This is a genomic window from Paraburkholderia lebeckiae, from assembly GCF_050436225.1.
GTDB classification, from domain to species: Bacteria; Pseudomonadota; Gammaproteobacteria; order Burkholderiales; family Burkholderiaceae; genus Paraburkholderia; species Paraburkholderia tuberum.
Genome location: NZ_JBNDLU010000001.1, coordinates 2,020,656 through 2,039,600 on the forward strand (window position 1 = coordinate 2,020,656; position 18,945 = coordinate 2,039,600).

Genomic DNA, 18,945 nt, shown 5'->3' on the forward strand with positions numbered 1-18,945 from the left:
CACGCTATAGGCTTTTCGCGCTGTCACCGCCCGTAACTTCGATTTCGGAGCCGGTGACCATCGCGGCGGCATCCGAGGCAAGATATACCGCCGCAGGCGAGATGTCTTCCGGCTGCACCCACCCGACTCCAAGCGGCATCGTTGCCGCGCGGCGGTCCCACGCCTCCTGCGGCGTCAGGAAACCGTCCGGTTTGTGGTAGCCGGTCTCACCGACGCTTTCGGTCAGTCGCTTTTCGTACAGCGTCAAAGCGGTGGCGACGAGCCCCGGTACCACCGCGTTGACTGTAATGTTGTAGCGACCGAGTTCGAGGGCCGCCGACTTCATCAGCCCAAAGATGCCCCACTTGGACGCCGCATAACTTGCTGCGTCTTTCGTACCGTGCCGTCCCTGCATCGAAGAAACCACGATGATGCGGCCATAGTTGCGCTTCACCATCATGGGTGCGAATGCTCGGATAGTATTCGCGGTCCCGTTCAGGTTATTGTCGATGACGTCCGTCCACTCTGTGTCCTGGAGGTCCAGAAGTGGCTTCCAGTACTGAATGGCGGCGTTGGCTACCACGATATCGATCTTTCCGTAACGCTGTTCGATGCGACTAGCGGCGGCGCGCAACGCGCCGAGGTCGCGGACGTCTGCGCGAATACCCTCCGCACGGCGCCCATACGCCTGGATCATCCTGACTGTCTCAGCAAGCTCTTGCGGCGTGGCGGGTGCCGCATCGGAGGCGGTACTGACCGGTCCCGAGATGTCGAGCGCAATGACGTCCGCTCCATTTGCCGCGAACTCGACCGCAATGGCGCGCCCGATTCCGCGGGCCGCCCCGGTGACGACCGCAACGCGTCCCTGCAACCTGGAATCTCGGCCAGCGATGATCGGCCCGGCCGTCTTATCCGCCGGCGGCACTGGCACGGGCAGCCCGTCCATCGACGGAGCGCCGCCGGGCGACTTCTGAGCCTGCGCGACGCCTGACAGCAACATGCCGGCTGCGGCCACGCCGCCGCCAACAATCAACTTTCGTCGCGAGCGATCGGGATCATCGTGGTCGCTGTCAGATTTTCTTTCTTTCGTTATCAATTCAATGCTCCTTTCGGATAGGTTCGAGCAGCGCGCCTCGCCTATGACGGCGCGTGACAGAAGGTCATGCCGTGGGCGACGAGGCTGCGATGTGCAGACCCTGAAATCGGAATTTTTAGAGGCCGGGCTTAGCGCGAATCAAATTCGGAAGACTAAAGCTCGCAATCCTTACTCAGAAGGCAGCTCGCCAGGCAGTTGGCGCGGGCGTGGGCCGAGCCAACAGGTCAGGAGCTTGCCGGGGCGTCCTGGTTCCCCTTTGCGGACGTCTGCGATGCCGGGGCGCAATCGGCAACGAACTTTGCATGCAGGCGCTCCTCCGCCTGCGTGAGTTGGTTCGGATACTGCGGATCATTTCTGGCCGGTTGGTATCCAACCGATTCGAGCTCCGACAATTCCCGCATGATGTCGCCATGTGTTATCCCCGCTTTGGCCGCTACAAAGGGATACGAGTGACATTCCTCTGCCGAGAATTTCTCCGCTGCGCTCGCGGATACGCTAATTATCATCAAGGCGATGATTGAGGTTAGTTTGAATCGGCTATTCATATCGAGCTCCAGGTTATCGCGACTTTAAGAAATCACAAACCGCCGTCGTCATCGACTATGCGAGCCCGATGCCCGACGACACGAATGCGTGCCATCACGATATCTGGTCGGTCAGCGCGTTTACGCATCCCAAACGTGAAGGTTAGTTAATCAAAACTGGCTGCGATCCGAGGGGGTTACGCGGCTCGTCCGACTGGCCTGCTCTCCCAATTCGGCTCGGTGCTACCGCAGAGTCCCGGGCGTCTGCGAAGATAAATCCCGGCGCATCTCGATGCGTTACCCGGCTCGGCCAGACCATGCATCGGTGACCTGCTCGACATGCCGGCAACATCGAATCCCGGCTCGCCGGATACGACCGCGCAATCAGCGAAATAGCACGGGCCGATGAGCGCAGCAAGAGACTTACGCGACTGCGTGTGGATCAGCATGGCACGGTGTTCGATGTGCTGGTGCAAAGCCGGCGCGACAGGCACGCAGCTAGTGTTCCGTTCCGCTGATTCGCGCAGAAAGTCTCTGTAGCTTTTCGAGAATAGAGTCAGCGGAACGGGTTACTAGACGCGCACGCGCATTGCCCCCGCCGCTGCAGCTGAACGTCACATGTGGGGCCAATGACAGAGACGCAAGCGGAGCGGCTCGCTCCTGCGCTATCGATGGGCGGCCGTTGTACTTCGCATGAATCTTTTTGCTAGTCTTTGATGTGCGCATGTGTTTCTATACTAATCAGTACAGCAACGGTTATGCTAGACTATAAAGTACAGGAATCGCAAGGAGGAGTTATTACGTGCAGAAAAGTTCGCCAGAGAGCCGCGTCGGTCGCCCGAAAGATGCCGCCAAGCACACGTCCATTGTGGAAGCGGCAACGAGGCTGTTCTCCGGGCAGCGCTACGACACCGTAACCATGGAGGCCGTCGCCGCAGAGGCGGGGGTGTCAAAGATGACGGTCTACAGCCATTTCTCGGACAAGGAAGCGTTATTCGAGGCAGTCGTGCGTGGCGTTTCGGACCGGATGCTCCAGGTACTGCCGCCCGTGAGTTCCGAAAATTTACCCTTACGGGAACGGCTGTCTGCGATCGGCGCCGCATTCCTGAAGACCATCGTCAATGTCCATGTTGCTGGCATGGCGCACGCGCTGCCGACCGGCCGCCAAGACCTGCCGCTAAGGACACGCTTTTACGATGCAGGGCCGGGGCGGACTGTGGCGGTACTGGCCGGTATCATCAGCGAGGCCGCGGCGCGCAATGAACTGATCGTCGACTCGCCGGAGCTGGCGGCCCACGACCTGGTGAGCCTGTGGGCAGGTGATCTGCAAGCGCGCATCCTATTCGGAGTTGTGAAGCGGGCAACCGATAGGGAAATCAAGGAGCGGACACGCCGCGGCACGGACGTATTTTTACGAGCTTTTGGGAAACCGGGAAAGCGCGAGCCGTCATGATGTCTCGCTCGACGTGTCCCTAGTGCGCGCTCGGCGACGGATTCGCGGCGCTGGCGGTATGGCTTGCGCCGAAACTCACGCGGGTCGCGGATCACTCGAAGGCTCATTGATTCTGTACATCGGTCGCCCATTCGCGTCGGCCGGCGAACTCCGTTCAACCAGGAACCGTTATGTCTCACCCAATCCGTATTGTCATTGTCGGCGGTGGAATCGCCGGGATACTGCTCGCGACAAGGCTGGGCAACTATTACGCCCATTCGGACGAAGCCCGTGTGACGCTGATCGACAGCAGCCAGACCCATATCTGGAAACCGATGCTCCATACGATCGCGGCAGGCACGCGCGATGTGTCCCAGCAGCAGGTTAGTTATCTCGCTCACGCGAGCGCACACCGGTTTGCATGGCAGCCAGGCCGCATGTATGGACTGGATCCTGCCCGCAAAGAAGTGCTGCTTGACGAGATGAGGACGCCCGAGGGCGAACTCGTGCTCGAAGCCAGGACGATTCCCTTCGACGTGCTGGTGCTGTCGGTGGGCAGTCAGGCGAACGATTTCGGCATCCCTGGCGTCAGGCAACACTGCCACTTCATCGATAGCCAGAAACAGGCCGAAGCTTTCAACGTGGTTCTGCGCAACCGGATGCTTCGCGCCGTGGCGAAGGATGAACGACTCCGGGTCGCGATTGTTGGGGCAGGCGCGACCGGTGTCGAGCTCTCCGCTGAGTTAAGCCGCGTACTGGAGATTGCCGAGGGCTACGGTGACCCTACCTTGCGCAGCCGACTGAGCTTGACGCTGCTTGAAAGCGGACCGCGCGTCCTTGCTTCTTTCCCGCCAAAGATTTCAGAATCCGCTGAAGAACAGCTCAGGCACATCGGTTTTAGTGTGCAGACCTCGACGCGGGTCATGGCAGCGCAAAGCAACGGGTTCGAGATCGACGGCGGGCGTCTCGTCAGCGCCGACCTCATGGTCTGGGCCGCAGGCGTCAAGGCGCCAGATTTCATGAACAATATGGCGGGAATGGAAACCACGGGTTCAAACCAGGTCGTGGTTAAAGCCACGCTTCAGTCGACGCACAACGACAATATTCTTGCACTCGGCGACTGCGCAAGTCTGACACTGATGGATCACGAACGGCCCTTGCCGCCTACAGCGCAGGTCGCAACGCAGCAGGCTGAGCATCTGGCCCGCCATCTGCCGGCGTGGCTCGCAGGCCAACCATTGCCGGACTTTAAGTTCCGGGATTATGGCTCGCTGGTTTCGCTCAGCGACTATGGCGCATTTGGCACGTTAGGGAGTTTTGGCTTCTTCCGCGGTGGCTTCATACGCGGACGCTTCGCGCAATTGAGCCATGCAATGCTTTATCGCCGCCATCAGCAGGCGCTTCATGGTTTCGGAAAGGCAGCACTGATGTGGAGCGCCGAACAGATCAATAGCCTTGTACAGCCCAAAATCAGACTGAGTTGACTACGCTTCCAGCTATGCGTCGCTCGTGGCATCTGCGGCGGCGAGCGGCGAGACTAGAGGGTGTTAGATCCTATGTATCAGGAAGGCCGGCGGCTTGCCGGAGAACGTCGCGACGATTTCGGAGAATGCGCCAAAGCACTGCAGGATCAGGATGTACACCTCAGGACGTCCCCACACCCAGATGAGGTTGATGTACATCATCGCGTTGCCGCCCAGCTCGTTGGTAAAGAAGTGCATGCCGAGATAGCGGTCAGCGGCAAGCAGCGCCAGCGTGCCCGTCAACACCGGAAACGCGGCAACGATCAGGATGTTGGTGATGAGCGCCGTTCAGACGAACACCGGCATCTTCATCAGGTTCAGGCCTGGCGCACGCATGCGCGGGATCGTCGCGATGAAGTTGATGCCCGTCAGCGTCGCACCGATTCCCGATATCTGTAATGACCAGGTGTAGTCGTCGACCCCCACCGTTGGGCTATATCCGAGTTCCGACAAGGGCGGATACGCGACCCATCCCGTGGCGGCAAAATCGCCGACGAACATCGACAGCATCACGAGCACCGCGCCGAGCGCCGACAACCAGAAGCTCAGCGAATTGACGAACGGGAAAGCGACGTCGCGCGCGCCGATCTGCAACGGAACCACCACGTTCATCAGCCCCAGGATCAAAGGCGTCGCGACGAAGAAGATCATGATCACGCCGTGCGCGGTGAAGATCTGATCGTAGTGGTGAGGTGGCAGATAGCCGGCCGCGTCGTTGTACGCGATGGCCTGCTGTGCACGCATCATGATCGCGTCGGCAAAGCCGCGCAGCAGCATGACGAGCGCAAGGATGATGTACATCACCCCGATGCGCTTGTGATCGACCGAGGTGATCCACTCGCGCCAGAGATAGGTCCATTTCCCCGCGTACGTCACGGCGCCCAGCAGCGCGGCGCCGAGCATGGCGACGACAGCCAGCGTGCCCACGACGATGGGCTCACGATACGGAATCGCATCTAGATTGAATTTCCCGAACATGATGATTACTTTGCGGCCAGGATCGCAGGCGACTGCGCGCCCTGACGTTCATAGGAAATGGCTGCCGGACCTGTGCCAGCCGTGCCCGTGCCGGCTGGACCGCTCCCGCAACGCGGGTCGCCCGACGGGCCGCGCATGTAGCGGTTCACGACGTTATCGAATAGGCCCGGCATGACGCTCGCGTAAAGCGCGACCGGATTCTTCTGGCTCGGCTGCTCCAGCGCCGTATAGGTCGCCGTGTCGAGCGTCTGCCCCGACTGTTTCGCCCGCGCGATCCAGGCTTCGAAGTCGCCGCGGCTCGTCGCGATCGTCTCGAAGTGCATGTCCGAGAAGCCGGGGCCGCTGAACGCGGCGGACCGGCCCGCGTGGACCCCCGGAGTATCGGCGATCAGGTTGAGCTGGGTCTGCATGCCGGCCATCGTATAGACTTGGCTGCCGAGTTGCGGGATGAAAAACGAATTCATCAGCGACTCGGCCGTCAGCCGGAACGAGACAGGCGTATCGACGGGAATGGCCAGCTGGTTCACCGCAGCCACGCCGTAGTCCGGATAGATGAAGAGCCACTTCCAGTTCAGCGCGACCACTTCGACGCGGACGGTCTTTGTCTGGGATTCGATCGGCTTGGATGGATCCAGGCTGTGCGTGGTACGCCAGATCACGAGAGCCAGCATCACCAGGATGACGCAAGGGATCGCCCAAACGACAACTTCAATTGCAGTGGAGTGTGCCCGTTTGGACGCATAGGTCGCGCTCTTGTTTGACCCGCGATAGTGCCATGCGAAGTGCAAGGTCAACAGAATGACCGGAACGACCACGAGCAGCATCAGACCCAACGCAAGCAGGATCAGATGTTTTCTCCTGTGCACCGATGTCGCCCTTGGGATTGAATAAAGTCATGCTGCATCCGCCGATCAGGCCGAATGCGCCGAGCGCCATAACGCGGCCTGCGGCAACGCAAAACCGCTTGATGGTATGTGATTGACCGCGCGCACTTGACCCGATAGAGGGATTTTCTCTACATAAACCTGGGATTCTGCATGTCATGTACCTCGGTTGCCGGTAACACCACAGGCGGACGAATTCAGCTGCGGCAGCGCCCCTTTGGCTGGCGTGGAAAGGGACCGACCACGCTGGACCCGGCCGGCCCCACGACGGCTAGCGGCCTGTCGTATCCCGCTCAGTTTCCTTCGTGATCTCCCCAAGTGGAACGGACTTCGGCGCTGCCACTTCGAGAGGCGGTTGCGCAACGCCCGCTTTATGGCGCCTGCGCGAGCTATGCGCTGGCTTGGTAGCGCCCTCCAGCCGCGCCACGTGAGTCGCGCCCCCAGGACGATGCACGTCGTGCGTCACGAATCCGGAATCGTGATCCGGTATCGCAAACCAGTCCGGATGCTCAAACGACGCGCGAATGTCGCCCAGACCCGTCTGCCAGTGCTCGCTCATCGTGTCGATGCTGAATTCGTAATCCTTATAGTGCCCCTCATACGCCTTGTTCTTGTATATGAGGTGCACAACATTGACCGTACTGCCATCGGCAACTTCCCGTGCCTCCCGGATGAGCGGATGCTGCTTCTCCAGGCCCGGCGGCACATGCTTCAATAGCTCCTTGATGAGCTGTGCATGACGCTGGGTCGACCCGAGCATCGCGGTGATAGCGCGGGTCCGGCTGGAATACTGGATGTCCTTGGCGCGCTCGGACACATCCAGCATGTCGCCCGGGAGGCCGCCGCTCGAACTCCAGAGGTCAACCTGGAAGACCAGGGAGTCCTTGTGCTGCGGGTCACTTAAAACCTCGGTCAACGGGGTGTTCGACACCAGACCGCCGTCCCAGTAATATTCGCCATCAATCTCGACGGCAGGAAAGCCCGGAGGGAGCGCACCCGAGGCCATGAAGTGCTCTGGCGAAAGGCGCATCTGCGTGTTGTCAAAGTAAACCAGGTTACCCGTGCGCACGTTGACCGCGCCGATGGAGACGCGAATATCGCCGTCGTTGATTCTGTCGAAATCGGCGAATTGCAGAAGGGTCGCCCGAAGCGCGGTGGTATCGTAAAAGCTCACTTCTTCTGGCGAGCGCTTGCCCATCCCTGGGATGGGCACCGGAAGGCGCGGCGAGAAAAAGCCTCGCTGCCCTTCGGTGAGTGCGCGGCCTGCCGCCCAGCAGCTCGACCACTTGCGCGACAGGTCGTGCATGCCCGCGGCGCGGGGCAGCCACGCGCCAAGGTTCCCAAGCATGTCCGCCGGCTGGCAGATGGTGGTCCAGAATCCACGCAATGCCTCGGTACGCTTCCCCGGAGCGTTGCCCGCGATGATGGCTGTGTTAAGCGCGCCGATGGAGATGCCGGAAATCCAGTCCGGATGAATGCCAGCTTCCTCGAGGCCTTCGTAGACGCCGGCCTGATAGGAGCCCAGCGCGCCGCCACCCTGTAGCACGAGAGCTACCTCGTCATAGGCTGGCAGTTCGAAAGGCTTCCGTGTGCCTGGTCTTTCTAGATTTTGACGCACTGGGCAGCTCCTTAGTGCATCGACCAGCCGTGGCTGACGATGATGGACTGCCCCGTCAATGCCGACGATTCGAAACCCGCGAGGAACGCCACGGTGTTGGCGACGTCTTCCACCGTCGTGAATTCGCCGTCGACCGTTTCCTTCAACATCACGTTCTTGACGACGTCTGCTTCCGAAATGCCCAACGCTATCGCCTGCTCCGGAATCTGCCTGTCGACAAGCGGCGTGCGCACGAAGCCCGGGCACACGACATTGGCCCGTACACCGCGCGAACCGCCTTCCTTGGCTACCACGCGTGCGAGACCGAGCAGTCCATGCTTGGCCGTCACGTAGGCAGCCTTCAGCTTCGACGCTTCGTGCGAGTGGACCGAGCCCATATAGATAATCGAGCCACCGTTGCCCGCAGCGTACATGTGCCTGACAGCAGCTTTGGTCGTGAGGAACGCGCCGTCCAGATGGATTGCGAGCATTTTTTTCCAGTCGGAGAAAGCATAATCTTCAATCGGGTTGACGATCTGGATGCCCGCGTTCGAGACCAGCACATCGATGCTGCCAAGCTTGTCGACAGCCTGCTGGATGCCGGCGTTGACCGCTTCTTCGCTCGTCACGTCCATTGATACCGGCAGCGCTTTGCCACCCTCCTTGCGGATGCTCTCGGCCACGCTCTCAGCAGCCTTGAGGTTCAGGTCCGCGATTACCACCGACGCGCCGAGCGCCGCGAGCTTGCGTGCGCATTGTTCACCGATACCACTTGCAGCGCCCGTCACGAGCGCGACCTTATCTTTTACGGACATGCCTTTTCCTTAATATGTCAGAGGGTGCTTACTGATTCGCGGCAAGCTTGAGTGCCGGCGCCTCGGCGAGGTAATCGAAAGCTACCTCCCCGATGTCGAGCGTGAGATTGGCGATAACGTGCCGCGCGCCGACGATTTTGCGCACCGGCAAATCCGCCACAGGAGCCAAGGCATGGGGGTGCAGCTCAAGCGCGGCCGGACCGCCCCACGCGCCGAGCACCGTGACATCCCGCAGGAAGTAGCGCACGAGCTCGCAGATGCGGGCTGAACCGTCGACGTCCGGAATGACTTTCAGTAGATAGTTCGGCGTGTCCGCCAGCTTCTTGCGCTCGACCTCGAGGTCAAGTGGCTGGTACTTGTAGCCCATCGTGCCCGTGGCAATGCGCTGGGTGCCATAGTCGAGCGTTCCAAGCAGCGTGTCGTTGCCGTCAACACGCAATTTCGGACTCGCCAGCTTCTTTGGGAAGCCCCAAATCTCACGACCGCCGGCAATCGGGCCTTCGTCGTCGAGGTACATCGCGTGTGTGTAGCTGCCTGGCGCGCCGGCATCGTCTCTCACCGAGATAACCTGGCCGCTTTCCGTGTAATCGCCGAATCCCGACGAGTCTGGCATGCGAATGAATTCGTAATGCACGAGGGGGCTTGCGACTGTCAGTGGTTCCGGCACCACGGCGCGCAAAGCGTCCATGTCGGTCTCGTACGAAATGATGAAGTACTCGCGATCAAGGAAGCGAAACGGCGGGCGGGGGTAGGAAGGATTGTGGACGGGCATCGCAAAAGCATCTTTGCGGATTTGTTCGATTTTCAACTATCTCTCCAGTAGTGACGTCAAATGACGTCGCGTCATTAAAGCCCACGCATGCGCACCAGAGATGCTGTGCTGCATACTGCGCCTCTGCCTTTATCACACGTGTCGGGATGCAACGCTCAGGCGCCGGGTTCGAGTGGCCCTGTGCTTTGCATCGTTATACAGAACACGGGCAATAGTAGCGCCTTGCTCCATGCATCGGGGTCCTTGCTGGTCGCAAAACATTGTGCCCCTCACCGCAACAATCGGTTCGATCCTTGTACGCGTCGGCTTCTCGTCGGCGAAACGCCGCGTGTAGCGATGTCGCTTCGTGATAGGCAATGTCGCACATATAGGGATGCGTGCTGCCCGAGACCTTGCCTAACGGGATGCCGTTGCCGGGCCGGGATCTCGCGATCTTCATCGCCTCGGGCGTGATTCTGATGTCGCTGCTGGTTGCGGTAGTAGCGCTACCGCCGTTGCTGCGTGGCTGGCGGCGCGGACACGATCCGCACGCCGCCGAGGAGCGGCTCGCGCGCCAGCTCGCGGCCGAGGCGGCGATTCGCGCAATCGACGAGTTGCATGAAACGGCCAGCGCTGGTTTCCACGAATCGGCGTCCGCCCACGCGGCGGACGTGACCGCGCGCGTCATGGAGATTTATCGCCGCCGGCTCGCGACTCTAGGCGACGAGACCGCGCCGAGCGAACAGGCGCGTTACGCGGAAGCGCTGGAGTTCGAGACGAAGCTCGCCGCGGTGCGCGCCGAACGCGCCTTGCTGCTGTCGCTGCGCAGGGCACAGAAGATCAGCGGCGAGACACTCCACAAGCTGATGCGGGAGGTGGATCTGTCGGAAACCGCGTTGATCGCGCCTACAGAATGATCGCGCCTAGCGTCGCGGTGCCGATGCCGCCCAGCGCAAAGCTGCCCGGCTTCAGCGAGAAATGGCCCGCGCCGAGCGCCAGGGTCACGGCAGCTACCATCAGATTGCGGTTGTCGGAGAAGTCCACCTTGTTGACGACCCAGATGCGCGCACCCGTCACCGCGATCAGCCCAAACGCACGTCGGGATAAACATTGCAACCGTATGACAGCGGGCGCGGTTGTTTATCGACGTATAGCACCGTATGCTTGGATACGTCGCTTTCCGTTCGTCAACTTCGACAAGGTCATTCAGTCATGAACGAATACTGCATGTTCAAGGGAAAACTGCTGCGCGCGGCGCCTTTCAAAGATTCGTATATAGGCAGTCCGCACTATGTGATCACGGTGACTGGCAACGACAACACGCCATTCAACATCGTCGTCAATTCGGCGTCGACGCAACCGGGCGCAAGCGGTAACGACGACGTGTACTTCTATGCCGATCTGAACTTCGCCGATCCACTCACCGCGAAACTGCAGCCCCTGAACCTCGGCCTCTACACGAGCGGCTTTCCGCGGCTCGATTACTTCCAGGACAGCAGCCTGCTCGACATTCACCGCATGCGGCCTGTCCCCTACGAGGATCAAAACGGCAACCGCGCCGACGTCAACGACATCATCGACGAAATCCTGACCATCGACGAAAGCAAGCCGTCGCAAAGTCTGCCCTACGACAACGGCAGCGGCCAGTTGCACAACCGCGATTTCTGGACACCGACCACCGCGGGCATCGTGGTCTATGGGTTCGGCTTTCTGTTTCTGCCGAAGAAGGACGGTCTTCACGAGACTCACATGAATCAGGGCAATCCGCGCGGCCCGCATTACAAGGAAAACGGCGCGTTCCAGGACGGCGCGGTGATCGTGCAGCGCGCCGATGGGTTTGCCGCGATGTTTACCGCGTTTCAGACACAGTATTTGCCGACCAATGCGGCCGGCGATCCCGCGGCGAATGCAGTGGCGTTGCCCGTTTATATTCAGCGAGGTTGATAGCGTCGCTCGTGCATGGGGCAAGTGGAAACCGCCGCGATGCGCAAAAGTCCCTCGCGATACGAACGCACCGCGAGAGACGTCGCGTCGATCAGCGCGCGCTCTCGGCGCATCGACGCGGAATATGCCGCTGCACCACCGCCAGCGCGAGCAGCACGATGACCATTGCGATACCGAGCATCAGCAGATAGCCCGATGCGCCACCGGCCGTGATCACCGCGGCACCGGCGAATGCGCTCAGAATCGCGCCGACGCGTCCGAACGCGAGTGCCGACGCGGTGCCCGTCGCCCGCACGCTGGTCGGATAGACGTATGCGCATAGCGCGTACATCGTCGATTGCACCGCATTGACGAACAGCCCGTGCAAGCCGAGACCGACCATCATCAACGTCGTATGCTGCGTCGCGCCGACGCCGAGCAGCATCCACGCACTCGCGACGCCGCCCGCGCAGCACAGCAGCAGCGGCCAGCGCGAGCCGTAGCGCCCGATCGCCAGCGCGCACAGCACCGCGCCGATTACGCCGCCGAGGTTGTACGCGCTCAGGCCATAGCCCGCGAGCGACACGCTCAAGCCCTCACTCGTGAGCATCGACGGCAGCCAGCTGAACGCCGCATACACCGCGAGCAGGCACATGAAGAACGCGCCCCAGATCGCGACCGTGTCGCGCGAACGGCCACCGCGGAACAGCGCGGCAAAGCCGACGTGTTTCTCAGCGCTTTGTTCGCGCACATCGGTGAAGCTCGCATCGGCCGACACGTCGCGCGCCATGCGCCGCAGCAGCTTCACGAGTTCGAACCAGCGATGCGGACGGCGTGCCAGAAAACGCGCCGATTCCGGCAGCGCCGCGAGCAGGACGAGGGCGAGCACGAGCGGCAGCACACCACCCGCTACGAACAGACCGCGCCAGCCATAAACCGGCAGCACCTGGCCGGCGAACAATCCGGCGACCATACCGCCCAGCGGCACGCACAGAATGGTCGCCGTCACCGCGAAGGTACGAAAACGCGCGGGCGTGAACTCGGCGGTCAGCGTCGTCGATGTCGGCAGCGCGCCGCCGATGCCGAGCCCCGCGATAAAGCGCAGCGCCGCAATGGCCGCGACGTTCGGCGCGAGACTGATCGCGCAGGTCGCCAAGCCGAACACGAACACGCTGCCGATCACGGCCCAGCGGCGGCCGAAACGATCGGCGAACAGCCCCGCGAACGCGCTGCCGATACCCATGCCGACCAACCCCGACGCGACCACTGGTGCAAACGCGTTGCGCGTAATGCCCCACTCCTTGATCAGCATCGGAATCGCGAAGCCGATCAGCTGGCTGTCGAAGCCGTCGACGACGATCGACAGCGCCGCGAGCACCACCGCGATTTTCTGCAGCAACGTGTAGGGGCCGTCGTCGAGTGCATGACCGATGTCGAACGTGTTGCCGCCGCGCGCGATGCCGGCGAGCGCCGCGTCGTCGCGCGCGGTCGCGGTCGAGGCCGCGGCCGAAGCGGGAGGAACGAAACTCATGAACCTGTCTCCGTTGTTTGCGCTGCACGCGCGTTGTTCGATTTTTTTTGTTGTCGGCAGTACGGTGCGACGCGATGGCCCGCTTCGGCGAGTTGGCCGCCGAACAGCGAGCCCATCGCGACGCTCCTCATCAGAACGGATAGTGACGCGGCATCGTTTGCAGCGTGACCCAGCGCAGATCGGTGAATTCCGCGATCCCCGCCTTGCCGCCGAAGCGGCCGAAGCCACTCGCCTTCACGCCGCCGAACGGCATCTGTGCTTCGTCGTGCACGGTCGGGCCGTTCACGTGACAAATGCCCGACTCGATGCATTTAGCGACGTTCAGCGCGCGCGCCGTGTCGCGGCTGAACACCGCCGCCGACAGGCCATATTCGTTGTCGTTCGCACACGCGATTGCGGCTTCCTCGCCACGCACGCGCACGATCGGCTTGACCGGCCCGAACGATTCGTCGTGATAGATTCGCATGTCCGGCGTCACGCGATCGAGCAGCGTCGCGGGCATCAGCGTGGTTTCGCTCTTGCCGCCGCACACGAGCGTCGCGCCTTTGGCGAGCGCGTCGTCGATCAGCGCGTTGCAGCGCTCGACCGTGCTCATGTGGACTACCGAGCCGAGCACGACCGGGCCCTTGCGCGGATCGCCGAGTGGCAGCGCGCGCGAGCGCGCGGCGAGCCGCTCGACGAACGCATCGGCGATGCTGTCGTCGACGATGATTCGCTCGGTCGACATGCAGATCTGCCCGGAATTCGCGAACGCGCCGAACACGGCCGCATCGACCGCGGCGCCGATGTCGGCGTCGTCGAGCACGACGAGCGGCGCCTTGCCGCCTAGTTCGAGCACGCAGGGCTTCAGGTTGCGCGCGCACGTTTCGGCGATCAGACGGCCCACGCGCGTCGAGCCCGTGAAGTTCACGCGACGCACAGCCGGGTGTCCGATCATGGCGTCGACGATGCGCGCGGCGTCGGCCGGCGCATTGGTCACGAAGTTCACGGTGCCGCGCGGCAGACCCGCCTCCTGCATCGCCTCAATGATGAGGCCGTGGGTAGCCGGGCAGATCTCCGAGCCCTTCAGTACGACCGTGTTGCCGCACGCGAGCGGCAGCGCGATCGCGCGCACCGCGAGAATCACCGGCGCGTTCCACGGCGCGATGCCGAGCACGACGCCCGCGGGCTGGCGCACGCCCATCGCGAGGCTGCCGGGCACGTCGGACGGGATCAATTCGCCGGCGATCTGCGTGGTCAGCGCGGCGGCCTCGATCAGCCCGGCCGCCGCGAGGTGCACGTTGAAGCCGGCCCAGATGCCCGACGCGCCGGTCTCGGCGGCCATCGCGGCCGCGAAGGCGTCGGCCTTCGCTTCGAGCGCGTGCGCGGCCTTCGTCAGCAGCGCGCGGCGCTCGCTCGGTCCGAGCGCGGACCACACCGGAAATGCGGCCGCGGCGGCATCGACGGCGGCGACGGCATCTTCGACGGTCGCGGCCGGCGCGCGCGTCGCGACTTCGCCGTCGAGCGGACTGCGGCGCTCGAAGATCGCGCCGTTGCGCGCCTGTGTCTGCTCGCCGCCGATCAGCATCGATACGTTTTTCATCGTAGGTCTCTCTCCTTTTCGTGAATGGGAAGCGCCGTTACGCGACGATCGCTTCGACGAGCGTGGGACCGCTTTTCACGTCGCCTTCGGTCAGCGCGCGACGCAACACGTCGGCAAGTTCAGCCGCCTCGCTGACGCGCGCGCCAGGGCAACCCATGCCCGCCGCGATCGTCACGAAGTCGAGGCCCGGCAGGTCCGTGCCCTGCACGGTCTCGCCAGGCGCGAAACCGAACACCGGCGCGAAATCCTGCAGCGCCGCGTAGCGCGTGTTGTTCAGGATCACGAATGTGATCGGCAACTGCATCTGCACCGCGCTCCAGATCGCCTGAATCGAGTACATGCTCGAACCGTCGCCGATCAGCGCGATCACGCGCTCGCCCGGCCGCGCAAGCGCAACGCCGACCGCCGCCGGCATGCCGTAGCCGAGGCCGCCGCTGTCCATCGTCAGGAACGTGCCGGCGCGCGCGATCGGCAGATAGGTCTGCATGATGGGCCGCGAGCTCGGCGCTTCCTCGACGACGATGCCATCGGGATCGCGCACTTCGGCGAGCGTCTGCAACGCGAACGCGACCGACATCCGCTCGCCCCGCGCGGGCGGCAGCGCTCGCGGCGCCACCGCGCGCGGCGCGGGCAACTCACGCGCTTTGGGCGCGGCGCGCGCGAGCAGATCCTGCACGCCGAGCCGCACGTTGCCGACCGCGGCGATGCCCTGCGGCGTCCATGCGGCAATGCCCGGATCGTCGATCAACTGACACAGCCGCGAGCCCGGCGGCACATGCGGACCACTGCCTTCGACGTGATACGTGAACGCTGGCGCGCCGATCACGAAGATCGCATCGTGCGCGCCGAGCAACTCGACGATGCGCTCACGCAGCGCCGGCAAAAAGCCCGCGAACAGCCGGTGCGTTTCGGGGAAGCTGCAACGTCCTGTCATCGGCGCGACGTAGACGCGCGCGGAATGCCGCTCCGCGAGGCGCACGACTTCAGCCGCCGCGTCCGCGCGATCGACCGCGCCACCGACCACGAACGCGGGCCGCTCGCACGCGTCGAGCACCGTACCGATGCGTTCGAGCATCGCCGGATCGGGTCGCATGATGTGCGCGACCTCGCGGTCGGCCACGCGCTCGGCCGGCTGATCCCAGTCGTCGGCGGGAATCGACACGAACACCGGGCCGCGCGGCTCCTGCATCGCGATCGCGTACGCACGCGCGATCGCGAGCGGCACATCCTGCGCGCGAGCCGGCTCGATGCTCCACTTCACGTAGGGCTTCGGCAATTCGATGGCCTGGGTCGCGGCGAGGAACGGTTCGAACGGCAGGATCGAGCGGGCCTGCTGACCCGCGGTGACGACGAGCGGCGTGCGGTTGCGAAACGCCGTGAAGATATTGCCCATCGCATTGCCGACACCCGCCGCCGAATGCAGATTCACGAGCGCCGCGTTGCCGGTGGTCTGCGCGTAGCCGTCGGCCATGCCGACCACGACCGCTTCCTGAAGTCCGAGCACGTAGCGGAAATCCGCGGGGAAATCGCGGAACATCGGCAGTTCGGTCGAGCCCGGGTTCGCGAAGATCGACGTCATGCCGACGCGGCGCGCGAAGTCGATGACCGCGTCGCGTACGGTCCACCGCGTGCTCTGTTCCTTTGCGTGTGCCTGATTCTGCTGCGGCGCGCTGCTTGTCATGCGAAGTCTCCTGTCTGGTGAGCGCGGAAAATCGAATGGCCATTATCACGGCCGCCGGGGTAACCGAAAATTGCCCAATTCGCAAAAAGGCATTACCTTTCGGCATGACTTACAACCTGCAACAACTGCAGGCGTTCGCGGTGATCGTCGAGAGCGGCAGCCTCGGACGCGCCGCCGAAGCGCTGCACATCACACAGCCGGCCTTGAGCCGGACCATCCGCCGTCTCGAGGAACAGGTCGGCGCGCCGCTGTTCGAGCGGCATTCGCGCGGCATGCATTTGACTGCGGTCGGCGAGGCGCTGCTGCCGCACGCGATCCTGTTGCAACGAGAAGCCGAACAGGCGCGCGAGGAAATCGACGCGATGCGCGGCCTCGCGCGCGGCACGATCCGCGTCGGCGCGGTCGGCAGCATCGCGAGCCTCGTGCTGCCGCTCGCGGTGAGCGGCGTGTTGACGAAGTGGCCGAACCTGCGCGTGGAGATCATCGAGGGCGTGTGGGACCGGCTCGCCGATGCGCTCGTCAAACGTCAGATCGATCTCGCGCTCAGCATGGCCGTGCCCGATACCGACGAGATCACCGCGATCGCCGATTTCCGCTGGGAAGACGCGAGCTACGTGGTCGCCGCGCTCGATCATCCGCTGCGGCGCAAGCCCGACCTCACGCTCGCCGACACGCTGGGCCAACGCTGGGCGATTCCGCCACGCGGCACCGGCCCGTTCGAGCACATGCAGAGCGTGTTTGCCGAGCGCGGGCTGGGACTGCCGAACGTCGTCGTCGAAACGCGCTCGGTCACGGCTCTGAAGAGCCTGGTCGCGCGTTCGGGCTTTCTGAGCTGGATGGCGTCGACGATGTACGTGACCGAAAGCAAGGCCGGCGTGTTCGATACGCTCGGCGTGCCGGGCGTGGTCGGGCGGCGCACGTTGACCGCGTTCCGGCGCCGCCAGGGGATTCTGCCGAGCCCGGCGGTCAAGCTGCTGGAGCAGTTGCGGCAGTTGACGGCGGAGGGTATGACCGCGGGTTGATCGTTTCCCGCACACGCTGCCACTTTCTCGGCGTTTACCCGATAGGTATATTTTATCGACTATTTATCAATAAAGTCTCGTGGTAGATTCCGTCGCCATGCGTCGAGGAAACGAAGCAAGGAGAGCCGGAAGGGGGGGTTTGATTGGCGTGCCGATCGTGGTGCTCGGCTTCGCATTGCGCTTCAACGCGCTGCTGGTGGTGACGATCGCGGGCGTCGCGACCGGGACAGCCGGCGGCTTGCAGACGGTGGAGATCGTCAGCGCGTTCGGCTAGGCATTCGAACAGGCGCGGCATCTGATCTCGCGCTTGCATGCGGCCACCACCGGCCGCGTGCTCTCATCACGTTGGTCGATACGCTGACGCTCAAGTGCGCGCCCTTCGTCGAAACGAAGAATCCGGTTTCTGCGGCACGCTGATGACGCCGATGGCGGCGAACTTCAACATCGTCCCCGCCGCGCTGCTCGAACTGAAGGACCAGAACGGCGTGATCAAGGCGCAATGGCCGACCGCTTTACTATTGCTGATCGTCAACACCATACTGTTGCACGTGTCTGTATTCCGCTTCTGAGGAGCCGCCGATGACCACCCAGCTCACCCGCGAATTCGCGTCCAGATTCGCCAATGTCGCACTCGCCCACCTCACGCGCGAATACCCGAACAAGCTCACGCACTCGCTTGAAGGACCGCAGGACGTGCAGGGTCCGCGCGCCTTGCATCCGATCTTCTACGGCAGCTACGACTGGCATTCGTGCGTGCACGGTTACTGGCTGATCCTGCATCTGCTCGAACGCTTTCCAGATCTGCCCGAGGCCGCGCGCATCATCGCCGTGGTCGACGAGCATTTCACTGCGGCGAACGTCGCCGGCGAACTCGCGTATCTGGACCTGCCGCACAACCGCGGCTTCGAGCGGCCGTATGGCTGGGCGTGGCTGCTCGCGCTCGGCGCGCAGTTGCAGTCGATGAAAATCTCGGAAGCCGCGCGCTGGGCGAAGACGTTCGCCCCGCTCACTCAGGCGTTCGTCGAGCGCTTCGAGGAGTTCCTGCCGAAGGCAACCTATCCGCTGCGCGTCGGCACGCACTTCAACATGGCGTTCGCGCTCGCACTGACGCTCGATTTCTCGCGGCAAACCTCGCGCGCATCGCTCGAGGCGCTGATCGTCAGCACCGCGGAGCGCTGGTATCTGGACGACGTCGCGTGTCAGGCGTGGGAGCCGGCCGGCGACGAATTCCTGTCGCCGTCGCTGATGGAAGCGGAGTTGATGCGGCGTGTGTTGCCGTCGGCGCAGTTCGCCGACTGGTTCGGACGCTTCCTGCCGGACCTCGGCGCGAAAAAACCGGCGACGCTGTTCGAGCCCGTCACCGTGACCGATCGCAGCGACGGCAAGATCGCGCATCTGGACGGCCTCAATCTGAGCCGCGCGTGGTGCCAGCGTGCGCTCGCGCGTGCGCTGCCCGCCGGCGACGTGCGTCGCACCGTGCTGTTCGATGCGGCCGAGCGTCATCTGCACAGCGCGCTGCCGCATGTGGCCGGCGACTACATGGGCGAGCACTGGCTCGCCACGTTCGCGACGCTGGCGCTCGAAGCTTGAGCGAACCGGGAACGAACTGAACCGGCTTTGAAGTGAT

At 63.1% G+C, this 18,945-nt stretch carries 13 protein-coding genes and 7 pseudogenes; 9 read left to right on the forward strand and 11 right to left on the reverse strand.

Annotation, left to right across the window (positions count from 1 at the left end; translation table 11 throughout):
- Positions 1-4 precede the first annotated feature (4 nt).
- Together OKW45_RS09320 and OKW45_RS09325 are read right to left on the reverse strand one after the other, a co-directional pair.
- A complete protein-coding gene (locus OKW45_RS09320) occupies positions 5-1,075 on the reverse strand; it encodes an SDR family NAD(P)-dependent oxidoreductase (protein ID WP_429467445.1) in 1,071 nt (356 codons plus the stop codon).
- 224 nt (positions 1,076-1,299) lie between these two features.
- Positions 1,300-1,620 (reverse strand): DUF4148 domain-containing protein, encoded by a 321-nt coding sequence (locus OKW45_RS09325; RefSeq protein WP_429467447.1) that lies wholly within the window; start codon positions 1,618-1,620, stop codon positions 1,300-1,302.
- 186 nt (positions 1,621-1,806) lie between these two features.
- Here OKW45_RS09325 and OKW45_RS09330 point away from each other — a divergent pair.
- From OKW45_RS09330 to OKW45_RS09340, 3 genes and pseudogenes are all read left to right on the forward strand, one after another.
- A pseudogene (locus tag OKW45_RS09330) lies at positions 1,807-2,036 on the forward strand (IS110 family transposase); the annotation flags it as partial.
- A 365-nt stretch (positions 2,037-2,401) separates the two neighbouring features.
- Positions 2,402-3,052: a TetR/AcrR family transcriptional regulator gene (locus OKW45_RS09335; protein WP_018423332.1), complete on the forward strand. Its 651-nt coding sequence runs from the start codon at positions 2,402-2,404 to the stop codon at positions 3,050-3,052.
- Positions 3,053-3,222: 170 nt separating this feature from the next.
- Positions 3,223-4,515, forward strand: a complete 1,293-nt coding sequence (locus OKW45_RS09340) for an NAD(P)/FAD-dependent oxidoreductase (RefSeq protein WP_429467449.1) — start codon at positions 3,223-3,225, stop codon at positions 4,513-4,515.
- 90 nt (positions 4,516-4,605) lie between these two features.
- On the opposite strand, the pseudogene OKW45_RS09345 reads toward OKW45_RS09340, so the two are convergent.
- The 5 genes and pseudogenes from OKW45_RS09345 to OKW45_RS09365 form a co-directional block, all read right to left on the reverse strand.
- Positions 4,606-5,532, reverse strand: a pseudogene (locus tag OKW45_RS09345) (cbb3-type cytochrome c oxidase subunit I); the annotation flags it as partial.
- 5 nt (positions 5,533-5,537) lie between these two features.
- Positions 5,538-6,468, reverse strand: a pseudogene (cyoA, locus tag OKW45_RS09350) (ubiquinol oxidase subunit II).
- A gap of 219 nt (positions 6,469-6,687) precedes the next feature.
- Positions 6,688-8,034, reverse strand: a complete 1,347-nt coding sequence (locus tag OKW45_RS09355) for a DUF3734 domain-containing protein (RefSeq protein ID WP_429467451.1) — start codon at positions 8,032-8,034, stop codon at positions 6,688-6,690.
- Between the two features lie 11 nt (positions 8,035-8,045).
- Positions 8,046-8,828 (reverse strand): 3-hydroxybutyrate dehydrogenase, encoded by a 783-nt coding sequence (locus OKW45_RS09360; protein WP_018423336.1) that lies wholly within the window; start codon positions 8,826-8,828, stop codon positions 8,046-8,048.
- A gap of 28 nt (positions 8,829-8,856) precedes the next feature.
- A complete protein-coding gene (locus OKW45_RS09365) occupies positions 8,857-9,636 on the reverse strand; it encodes an acetoacetate decarboxylase (RefSeq protein ID WP_429467454.1) in 780 nt (259 codons plus the stop codon).
- 344 nt (positions 9,637-9,980) lie between these two features.
- On the opposite strand from OKW45_RS09365, the pseudogene OKW45_RS09370 reads away from it, so the two are divergent.
- Positions 9,981-10,496: pseudogene (locus OKW45_RS09370) on the forward strand (Na+/H+ antiporter); the annotation flags it as partial.
- On the opposite strand, the pseudogene OKW45_RS09375 reads toward OKW45_RS09370, so the two are convergent.
- Positions 10,486-10,671 (reverse strand): annotated as a pseudogene (locus OKW45_RS09375) (pyrimidine utilization transport protein G); the annotation flags it as partial. The pseudogenes OKW45_RS09370 and OKW45_RS09375 overlap by 11 nt on opposite strands.
- 120 nt (positions 10,672-10,791) lie before the next feature.
- Here OKW45_RS09375 and OKW45_RS09380 point away from each other — a divergent pair.
- Positions 10,792-11,523 carry a DUF2278 family protein gene (locus tag OKW45_RS09380; RefSeq protein ID WP_429467457.1) on the forward strand — a complete coding sequence of 244 codons (732 nt, stop codon included), beginning with the start codon at positions 10,792-10,794 and terminating at the stop codon, positions 11,521-11,523.
- A 91-nt stretch (positions 11,524-11,614) separates the two neighbouring features.
- On the opposite strand, the gene OKW45_RS09385 is transcribed toward OKW45_RS09380, so the two are convergent.
- The 3 genes from OKW45_RS09385 to mdlC all read right to left on the reverse strand — a co-directional run bounded on the left by OKW45_RS09385 (position 11,615) and on the right by mdlC (position 16,296).
- Positions 11,615-13,033: an MFS transporter gene (locus tag OKW45_RS09385; protein WP_429467460.1), complete on the reverse strand. Its 1,419-nt coding sequence runs from the start codon at positions 13,031-13,033 to the stop codon at positions 11,615-11,617.
- Positions 13,034-13,163: 130 nt separating this feature from the next.
- Complete coding sequence (locus tag OKW45_RS09390) at positions 13,164-14,615, reverse strand: aldehyde dehydrogenase (RefSeq protein WP_429467462.1); 1,452 nt, start codon at positions 14,613-14,615, stop codon at positions 13,164-13,166.
- Positions 14,616-14,652: 37 nt separating this feature from the next.
- Positions 14,653-16,296, reverse strand: a complete 1,644-nt coding sequence (mdlC, locus tag OKW45_RS09395; protein ID WP_429467463.1) for a benzoylformate decarboxylase — start codon at positions 16,294-16,296, stop codon at positions 14,653-14,655.
- Between the two features lie 104 nt (positions 16,297-16,400).
- On the opposite strand from mdlC, the gene OKW45_RS09400 reads away from it, so the two are divergent.
- The 4 genes and pseudogenes from OKW45_RS09400 to OKW45_RS09415 all read left to right on the forward strand — a co-directional run bounded on the left by OKW45_RS09400 (position 16,401) and on the right by OKW45_RS09415 (position 18,908).
- Positions 16,401-17,318, forward strand: coding sequence for a LysR family transcriptional regulator (locus OKW45_RS09400; RefSeq protein ID WP_429467465.1), 918 nt, complete (start codon positions 16,401-16,403; stop codon positions 17,316-17,318).
- A 97-nt stretch (positions 17,319-17,415) separates the two neighbouring features.
- Positions 17,416-17,676: pseudogene (locus OKW45_RS09405) on the forward strand (5-oxoproline transporter, DUF969 family subunit); the annotation flags it as partial.
- A gap of 37 nt (positions 17,677-17,713) precedes the next feature.
- A pseudogene (locus OKW45_RS09410) lies at positions 17,714-17,887 on the forward strand (5-oxoproline transporter, DUF979 family subunit); the annotation flags it as partial.
- 10 nt (positions 17,888-17,897) lie between these two features.
- Positions 17,898-18,908 carry a DUF2891 domain-containing protein gene (locus OKW45_RS09415; protein ID WP_018423349.1) on the forward strand — a complete coding sequence of 337 codons (1,011 nt, stop codon included), beginning with the start codon at positions 17,898-17,900 and terminating at the stop codon, positions 18,906-18,908.
- The last annotated feature ends 37 nt before the right edge of the window (positions 18,909-18,945 follow it).